Annotated in this window: 9 protein-coding genes; 4 read left to right on the top strand and 5 right to left on the bottom strand. The window is 62.4% G+C overall.

Annotation, left to right across the window (positions count from 1 at the left end; genetic code table 11):
* Positions 1 to 664 (top strand): sugar-binding transcriptional regulator (locus tag MOV61_RS27550; protein ID WP_247138863.1); only part of this gene is annotated, 664 nt, incomplete at its 5' end.
* Between the two features lie 49 nt (positions 665 to 713).
* Here the strand turns inward: MOV61_RS27550 and MOV61_RS27545 are convergent.
* The 3 genes from MOV61_RS27545 to MOV61_RS27535 all read right to left on the bottom strand — a co-directional run bounded on the left by MOV61_RS27545 (position 714) and on the right by MOV61_RS27535 (position 2639).
* On the bottom strand, positions 714 to 962 hold the full coding sequence (locus MOV61_RS27545) for a PilZ domain-containing protein (RefSeq protein WP_038545439.1): 249 nt from the start codon (positions 960 to 962) through the stop codon (positions 714 to 716).
* A 163-nt stretch (positions 963 to 1125) separates the two neighbouring features.
* Entirely contained in the window at positions 1126 to 2007 is an 882-nt protein-coding gene (locus MOV61_RS27540; RefSeq protein WP_038545443.1) for a bifunctional helix-turn-helix domain-containing protein/methylated-DNA--[protein]-cysteine S-methyltransferase, read from the bottom strand.
* 149 nt (positions 2008 to 2156) lie between these two features.
* A complete protein-coding gene (locus tag MOV61_RS27535; RefSeq protein WP_038545446.1) occupies positions 2157 to 2639 on the bottom strand; it encodes a DUF2244 domain-containing protein in 483 nt (160 codons plus the stop codon).
* Between the two features lie 36 nt (positions 2640 to 2675).
* Here MOV61_RS27535 and nth point away from each other — a divergent pair, with 36 nt between their 5' ends.
* Positions 2676 to 3467: an endonuclease III gene (gene nth, locus MOV61_RS27530; RefSeq protein ID WP_247138862.1), complete on the top strand. Its 792-nt coding sequence runs from the start codon at positions 2676 to 2678 to the stop codon at positions 3465 to 3467.
* Between the two features lie 27 nt (positions 3468 to 3494).
* On the opposite strand, the gene MOV61_RS27525 is transcribed toward nth, so the two are convergent.
* Positions 3495 to 4208 carry a sulfate transporter family protein gene (locus MOV61_RS27525; RefSeq protein WP_247138861.1) on the bottom strand — a complete coding sequence of 238 codons (714 nt, stop codon included), beginning with the start codon at positions 4206 to 4208 and terminating at the stop codon, positions 3495 to 3497.
* A gap of 192 nt (positions 4209 to 4400) precedes the next feature.
* Here MOV61_RS27525 and MOV61_RS27520 point away from each other — a divergent pair, with 192 nt between their 5' ends.
* Both MOV61_RS27520 and MOV61_RS27515 read left to right on the top strand, forming a co-directional pair.
* Positions 4401 to 4868, top strand: a complete 468-nt coding sequence (locus MOV61_RS27520) for a carboxymuconolactone decarboxylase family protein (RefSeq protein WP_247138860.1) — start codon at positions 4401 to 4403, stop codon at positions 4866 to 4868.
* Entirely contained in the window at positions 4868 to 5725 is an 858-nt protein-coding gene (locus tag MOV61_RS27515; protein ID WP_247138859.1) for a sigma-70 family RNA polymerase sigma factor, read from the top strand. The genes MOV61_RS27520 and MOV61_RS27515 overlap by 1 nt, the downstream gene beginning before the upstream one ends.
* Before the next feature lie 90 nt (positions 5726 to 5815).
* Here MOV61_RS27515 and MOV61_RS27510 read toward each other — a convergent pair.
* On the bottom strand, positions 5816 to 6372 hold a 557-nt coding region (locus tag MOV61_RS27510; RefSeq protein ID WP_247138858.1), incomplete at its 5' end, for an FGGY-family carbohydrate kinase.

The raw sequence follows: 6372 nt of genomic DNA, 5'->3' as shown, positions 1-6372 counted from the left end.
GGCGCTCGGGCAATTCCTTTCCGAAGTGGTGCAGGACGACATGACGATCGGCGTCGGCTGGGGCCGCACCATGACGGCCTCGCTCGGCAGCTTTCGCCCGCCGCGGCGGGAGAACTGCAAGGTCGTGTCGCTGCTCGGCGGCATCGTCGCCGTACACCAGACCAATCCGATCGACTACACTTGGCGTTTCGCCGGCCAGCTGGGCGCCGAATGCTACATGTTCCTGGCGCCGCTTCTGGTCGACTCGGTCAAGACCAAGCGGGCGCTGATCGAGCAATGCGGGCTCAATACGATCTACGATCTCGCCGAAAATCTCGACCTCGCGGTGGTGAGCTGCGGCGATATCGGGCCACATTCGACCTCGCTGTCGGAAGGCTTCATCTCCAAGGCCGAGCTTGACCGGCTGATCGCGGCGGGCTGCGTCTGCGACACGATGTTCAATTTTCTCGATGAAGAAGGCCGCTCGGTGGATCACAAGCTGAACGAGCGGGTGATGTCCGTGGATCTGGATACGCTGAGACAGGCCAAACACATCGTGCTCTCCTCCGGCGGCGCGCACCGCGCGGTGGCGATCCGCGCGACGATCCGCAGGGTCGGGTGCAATACCCTGATAACGGACGAGACTGCGGCGAAGGAGTTGTTGAGGTTGAACGAACCTTCCTAGAGAGCACAAGGGTTGGCCTGACACAGGCTGCGCTTCAACGGACGGATTATCAGGCAGCGGTCAGAAACTCCACTCCGAGGGAATTGATCCGCCGCCAGCGGACTTCGCATTCGAAACGTCGACCATCTGACAGGGCGAGACCGAAGCTTTCCGGCACGGACAACGCGTTCTCGATCTTGATCAACGCACCGCCGGCTGAGATTTCCTTGACGATGCAGTCGAAGGCCGAATGATCGCCATTAAAGACGATCTTGGCGCCTAGAAAGCTTTTCGATCTCTGGTATCTGCGCTCATGCACCTGACCGCGTCCTTCGACGATTATACTTCAGTCATCACTTATATGCCCCAATGGGCAATCCCGCAATCCTCAGAGGCCGCCCATGACTTTTGCAGGCGACTTGGTATCTGCCGCTTGCGGCCCGGCAATGGAACCTGAATGCTGAGCTCAAGCGTTCGGCCCCTCACGCATTCCCCGCTTCCCAGCCCAGAATCGCCCGCTTGCGCGTCAGCCCCCAGTGATACCCCGTCAGCGCCCCGCTCTTGCCGAGCGCCCGATGGCAGGGAACCACGAACGAAATCGGGTTCGCTCCAACAGCCGCACCTACCGCGCGGCTGGCGGTCGGCTGGCCGATATCGTTGGCGACGTCGGAATAGGTGACGGCCTTGCCGAACGGGATCTTCAACAGGCTCTGCCAGACGCGGACCTGGAAATCGGTGCCGATCAGAACGACCTTCAGCGGCTGATCGCAGGACCAGTTCGCACGGTCGAAGACGCGGCCGACATAGGGTGCTGTCATCTCCTGGTCGGGGACATATTCGGCATTCGGCCAGCGGCGCATCATGTCGTCGAGCGCCGCCTGCTCATGGCCGAGATCGGCAAAGGCGAGACCCGAAAGTCCCCGGTCGGTCGCCATGACCAGCGCTTGGCCGAAGGGCGACGAATGGAAGCCGTAGCGGATCGTCAGGCCGCCGCCGCGCGCTTTCCATTCGCCGGGCGACATCGCCTCATGAGTGACGAACAGATCATGCAATCGTCCCGGACCTGAAAGCCCGAGTTCGTAGGAGGCTTCGAGCAGCGGCAGTTCCTCCTTGCCGAGCAGGCGCTTGGCATGGTCGAGGGTGACGGCCTGGAGGAAGGCCTTCGGCGACAGCCCGGCCCAGCGGGTGAACACTTTCTGGAGCTGGGTTGGCGACTGGCCAAGCTCGGAGGCAATCGCCTCGAGCGACGGCTGGTCGCGGTAATCGAGCGTGATCATCTCGATGACGCGGCGGACGGTTTCGTAGTCGGAACCATCGGGCGTCACGTCGATGGGCGACGAATCGATCTTGGCGAGAGCATTCATGGCTTGTCTCCTTTACAGCGCCGCACGCCGATGAAGCCGAAGCGGTGGGCGCGCAAAAAATCGCTGTGCAACTGATATGCCCTCTAAATGCGCCTTCAGCCTCGCCGAAACCACCCGTTTCTTGCCCGATTGCCGGTTTTCTCGCCCGCTCAGATCCGATGTTTGACCATGGCGAGAGCACCCTTGAAAGCCTTGGCGAAACTTTCACGATCGTCCGGATTGAGGAAGGAGCCGATATCGGTGCCGCGCCCCTCGCCCGTCACAGACATGGACGTGATGCCGAACTCCTCGTGGCGGCGGACGTTGAAGCGCGCCCAGAACGGATTGAAGCGATGCTCCACCACACGCCCCGCCGGCGAGAATTTTCGGATCGACAGGTTGCTGCGCGAGACCGTCACTTCCTCGCGCGCCCGGCCCGAGCGGTAGCTCATCTTCAGCGCGATATAGAGGCCGAGGAAATCCAGCCCGAAGAAGAAGCCGATCGGATAAGCGCCGGTAATCAGGAAAAAGCCGCCATAGAAAACGCAGATGCCGCCCGTCAACACCAGAACGACGCGAAAGCCCGTTTTGCCGAGCGAACGGTAGGGCGTCAGTTCGGCTGCAAAAACAGGCTGATCCTCGGAAACGTCCACGTTGATTTCCCTCCTGCGGGATGCCTATACAGGCATATGGCGACTCCAAAGATCAGATCCAAAACCAGCACCTCGCAAAAGTCAAATCACGCGCCCGAGCGCAAGGCCGCACCCAAACCCAAGCGCTTCAAATCCGCCTATTCGAAAGCGGAGATGGAGGAGATTTTTCGCCGCTTTTCGGTGCAGCGGCCGGAGCCGAAGGGCGAGCTGGAGCACGTAAACCCGTTCACGCTGGTGGTGGCGGTGGCACTATCCGCCCAGGCAACCGATGCGGGCGTCAACAAGGCGACGCGGGCGCTGTTCAAGGTCGCCGATACGCCCGAAAAGATGCTGGCGCTCGGCGAAGAGGGCGTCACCCAGTATATCAAGACCATCGGGCTCTACCGCAACAAGGCGAAGAACGTGATCGCGCTCTGTCGCATGCTGATCGACGAGTTCGGCAGCCAAGTGCCGAGGACGCGCGAAGAGCTGATCCGCCTGCCGGGCGTCGGCCGCAAGACGGCGAATGTGGTGATGTCGATGGCCTTCGGCGTGCCGACGCTCGCGGTCGATACGCATGTCTTCCGCATCGCCAACCGGCTCTTGATGGCGCCGGGCAAGACGCCCGACGAGGTCGAGGAGAACCTCCTGAAGGTGATCCCCGACCAGTATCTCTTCCACGCCCACCACTGGCTGATCCTGCACGGGCGCTATTGCTGCAAGGCACGAAAACCGGAATGCGAGCGCTGCGTCATCGCCGATCTCTGTCGCTCGCCGGAAAAAACCGTCGACGTGCCGGCACCGCTTGTGGAATTGCCGCAGCAGCTCATCGGCGAGCCCGTCGAGTAGGGCCGCGATTGCCTCGGCGGCGCCTGCTTAAAACTTGAACCCAGGATCGCGCTTGGAGACCGCCTTGTGGAGATGCACCATCAGGCCAGCGGCGAACAGGGGCGTCAGCAGGTTGACGATCGGGATCGCCAGGAAACACGCGATCAGAAGGCCCGCCATGAATACGGTGGATGAATGTTTCGAGCGGAAGGCGCGTGCCTCCGCGGGCGTTCTGAACCGCATCGCCGCAAACTCGAAAAATTCCCGGCCGAGCAGATAGCCGTTCACCATGAAGAAGGCGATCAGGTTGATGCCGGGAATGAACAGCAGGAAAAGTGCCACGATATTGCCGACGATGACGACGCCGAGAAACTGGATCGAGCCGATGATCGCCTGAGCGAGCGGCATCGCCTTGCCGGGCGCATCGTTCGGATAGTCGCGCTTCTCGACCACTTCGGCGACGTCGTCGAGGAACAGACCGGCGATCAGCGCCGTGATCGGCGCGATCAGCAGAGCGAGCGCCAGCGCCAGCCCGATGCTGGCAGCGATCGCCGCAAACAGGGTGAGCCAACCCGCCCAATCCGGCAGATCGGGGAAGAAGGCCGCAAACCACGGCCAGGCATAAAGGATGAAGACTTCGCGCAGGGTGAACCAGAGACCGATCAGCACGAGGGCGGTGAGACCCAATGTCTTCCAGAACACGGAACGGGTTTCGGGTGCGAAAAGGTTGGCGAGCGAAAGGCGTGCGGCGTCGAGGATCATCGGCGTCTCCAGGTTGGCGGGAGAGATGTAGGTTTGAGGGAGCGGCGGAGCAAGGAGGAGTGAGATGGCGGATATAGGAGAAGCGACCGCAGCCGGCTCCCCGCTCAGATATTCAAGAAAAATCTTGCGGGCATGTCACATGGGCGGATCCTGTCTCGTCATGGTGTCGTAACCAACAGAAGGAAACGAACCATGAGTGCCAAACTTAACCCTTTCACCGCCGCTCCCTCGCTGATGAAGGCCTGGATGGGTGTGTCCACCGATGTTGCCGAAAGCCTCGAGCATAGCCTCATCGAACTCGTAAAAATCCGCTCCTCGCAGATCAACGGCTGCGCCAACTGCATCAATATGCACACGATCGAAGCGCGGGCGCGGGGCGAGAGCGAGCAGCGCATCTACCTGCTGTCCGCCTGGCGCGAAGCTCCATGCTATTCCGATCGCGAGCGCGCTGCGCTAGGTTGGACCGAAGCCCTGACCCGGCTTTCTGAAGGTCATTCATCCGAAAGCAGCTACGAGGCCCTGAAGGCCGAGTTTACGGAGGAGGAACAGGTGAAGCTGACTTTGATGATCAATGTCATCAACGGCTGGAACCGCCTGGCGGTTGGCTTTGGCCTGTGGAACGATGCCGCAGGCGCCAAGACCGCCCAGGCAGCCGCCTGATGCAGGGTCTCGACCATACGGACGCAGCAGCCAGCTTCGACCCGCTGCGTCCGAAGCTCCTGCGCGTTGCCTATCGCATGCTCGGATCGGTGTCCGACGCCGAGGACATGGTGCAGGAGGCCTTCATCCGTTGGATGAAGGCCGATCGCCAAGAGATACGCGAACCGGAGGCATTCCTGCGCCGCACCGTGACGCGGCTCTGCCTCGATCAGCTGAAATCGGCGCGGCGACAGCGCGAGACCTATATAGGTCCCTGGCTTCCCGATCCGGTCGTGGAGGAGGAGAAGGAGGAGGATGTCACCTTGCCGCTGATGCTGGCACTTGAACGCCTCTCACCGCTCGAACGCGCGGCCTTCCTGCTTCACGACGTGTTTGGGGTGGGGTTCGAGGAGGTCGCAACCACCATCGAGCGCGACATGGCTGCCTGTCGCCAGCTTGCTGCCCGCGCGCGCACCCATGTTCGCGAGGCGAGAACTCGTTTCCAGGTCGACAAAAAACGGGGTATCGAGCTTGCCGAGGCCTTCTTCGCCGCCTCGCGCAGCGGCGACATGACGGCGCTGGGTGTTATGTTGGCGGCAGATGTCAGCATTCATGCGGACGGTGGCGGCAAGCGTCCCGCGGCCACGGAGCCCGTTCTCGGCTTCGAAGCGGTGATGAGAGTGCACGCCCATCTCGCGGATCAGTTTCAGAAGAACGGCTCCACACTCGTTCGCGCCGGGTTCGTCAACGGATTGCCAGGCTTCGTCACGTTAGAAGCCGACGGTGAACTGCAGACGACCGCGCTCGATATCGAGGATGGGAAGATCACGGCCATCTATATCGTGCGCAATCCTGACAAGCTGCGGCATCTGCATTAGCCTTCGCGAGGCGGCTCCCCGGCGTCGAGCGTAACTCCGGCCCAGAGAACCGCCTCCGAAATACCGTGTCTGCCTGCCTGGGCATCCTCCCTATCCCATCCCCCGCAACTCGTCCCGATGCCGGACCATCGCCAGGAACCGCCGGTAATCCAGCCCGTACTGCTCGGCCCGGGCCGGGTCCGGCAGCCGCTCCGTCCCGCCCGCATCCATGGCCTGCCCCGCTTCGAACAGCGAACCAAACACCCCGCCGGCAACGGCGGCGGCCATCGCCGTGCCGAGCAGCACCGCGTCCCGGTTTTCCGGGATCACCACCTTGCGGCCGGTGACGTCGGCGTAGAGTTCGACCAGCAGCGGGTTGTTGACGTGGCCGCCGGTGACGTGGAGGGTTTCGAAGCGGTAGCCGTAGCCCGATAGCGCATCGAGAATGTGCCTTATGCCGAGCGCGATCGAGACGCAGGTGCGCCAGTAGAGCCGGCAGAGGCCGTCGAAGGAGATGTCGAGCGTCAGCCCGCTGATGACGCCGGTCGCGTGCGGGTCGGCAAGCGGCGAGCGGTTGCCGTGGAAATCCGGCAGGACGTGGAGGTTCGGAGCGATATCGCCCTCGGTCTCGCTGCGCAGCTCGCCGACGCGGGCGATGATGCGGCCGT

This window comes from Neorhizobium sp. BETTINA12A, assembly GCF_023006485.1.
Taxonomy (GTDB): domain Bacteria; phylum Pseudomonadota; class Alphaproteobacteria; order Rhizobiales; family Rhizobiaceae; genus Neorhizobium.
This window is presented reverse-complemented; position numbering and strand designations above follow the sequence as displayed.

What these genes read in the sequence shown, in the direction of transcription:
- MOV61_RS27540 (WP_038545443.1), bottom strand. Translation starts at nt 2,007, where the DNA reads ATGAATGCTCTCGCCAAGATCGATTCGTCGCCCATCGACGTGACGCCC.
- nth (WP_247138862.1), top strand. Translation starts at nt 2,676, where the DNA reads ATGGCGACTCCAAAGATCAGATCCAAAACCAGCACCTCGCAAAAGTCA.
- MOV61_RS27525 (WP_247138861.1), bottom strand. Translation starts at nt 4,208, where the DNA reads ATGATCCTCGACGCCGCACGCCTTTCGCTCGCCAACCTTTTCGCACCC.
- MOV61_RS27520 (WP_247138860.1), top strand. Translation starts at nt 4,401, where the DNA reads ATGAGTGCCAAACTTAACCCTTTCACCGCCGCTCCCTCGCTGATGAAG.
- MOV61_RS27515 (WP_247138859.1), top strand. Translation starts at nt 4,868, where the DNA reads ATGCAGGGTCTCGACCATACGGACGCAGCAGCCAGCTTCGACCCGCTG.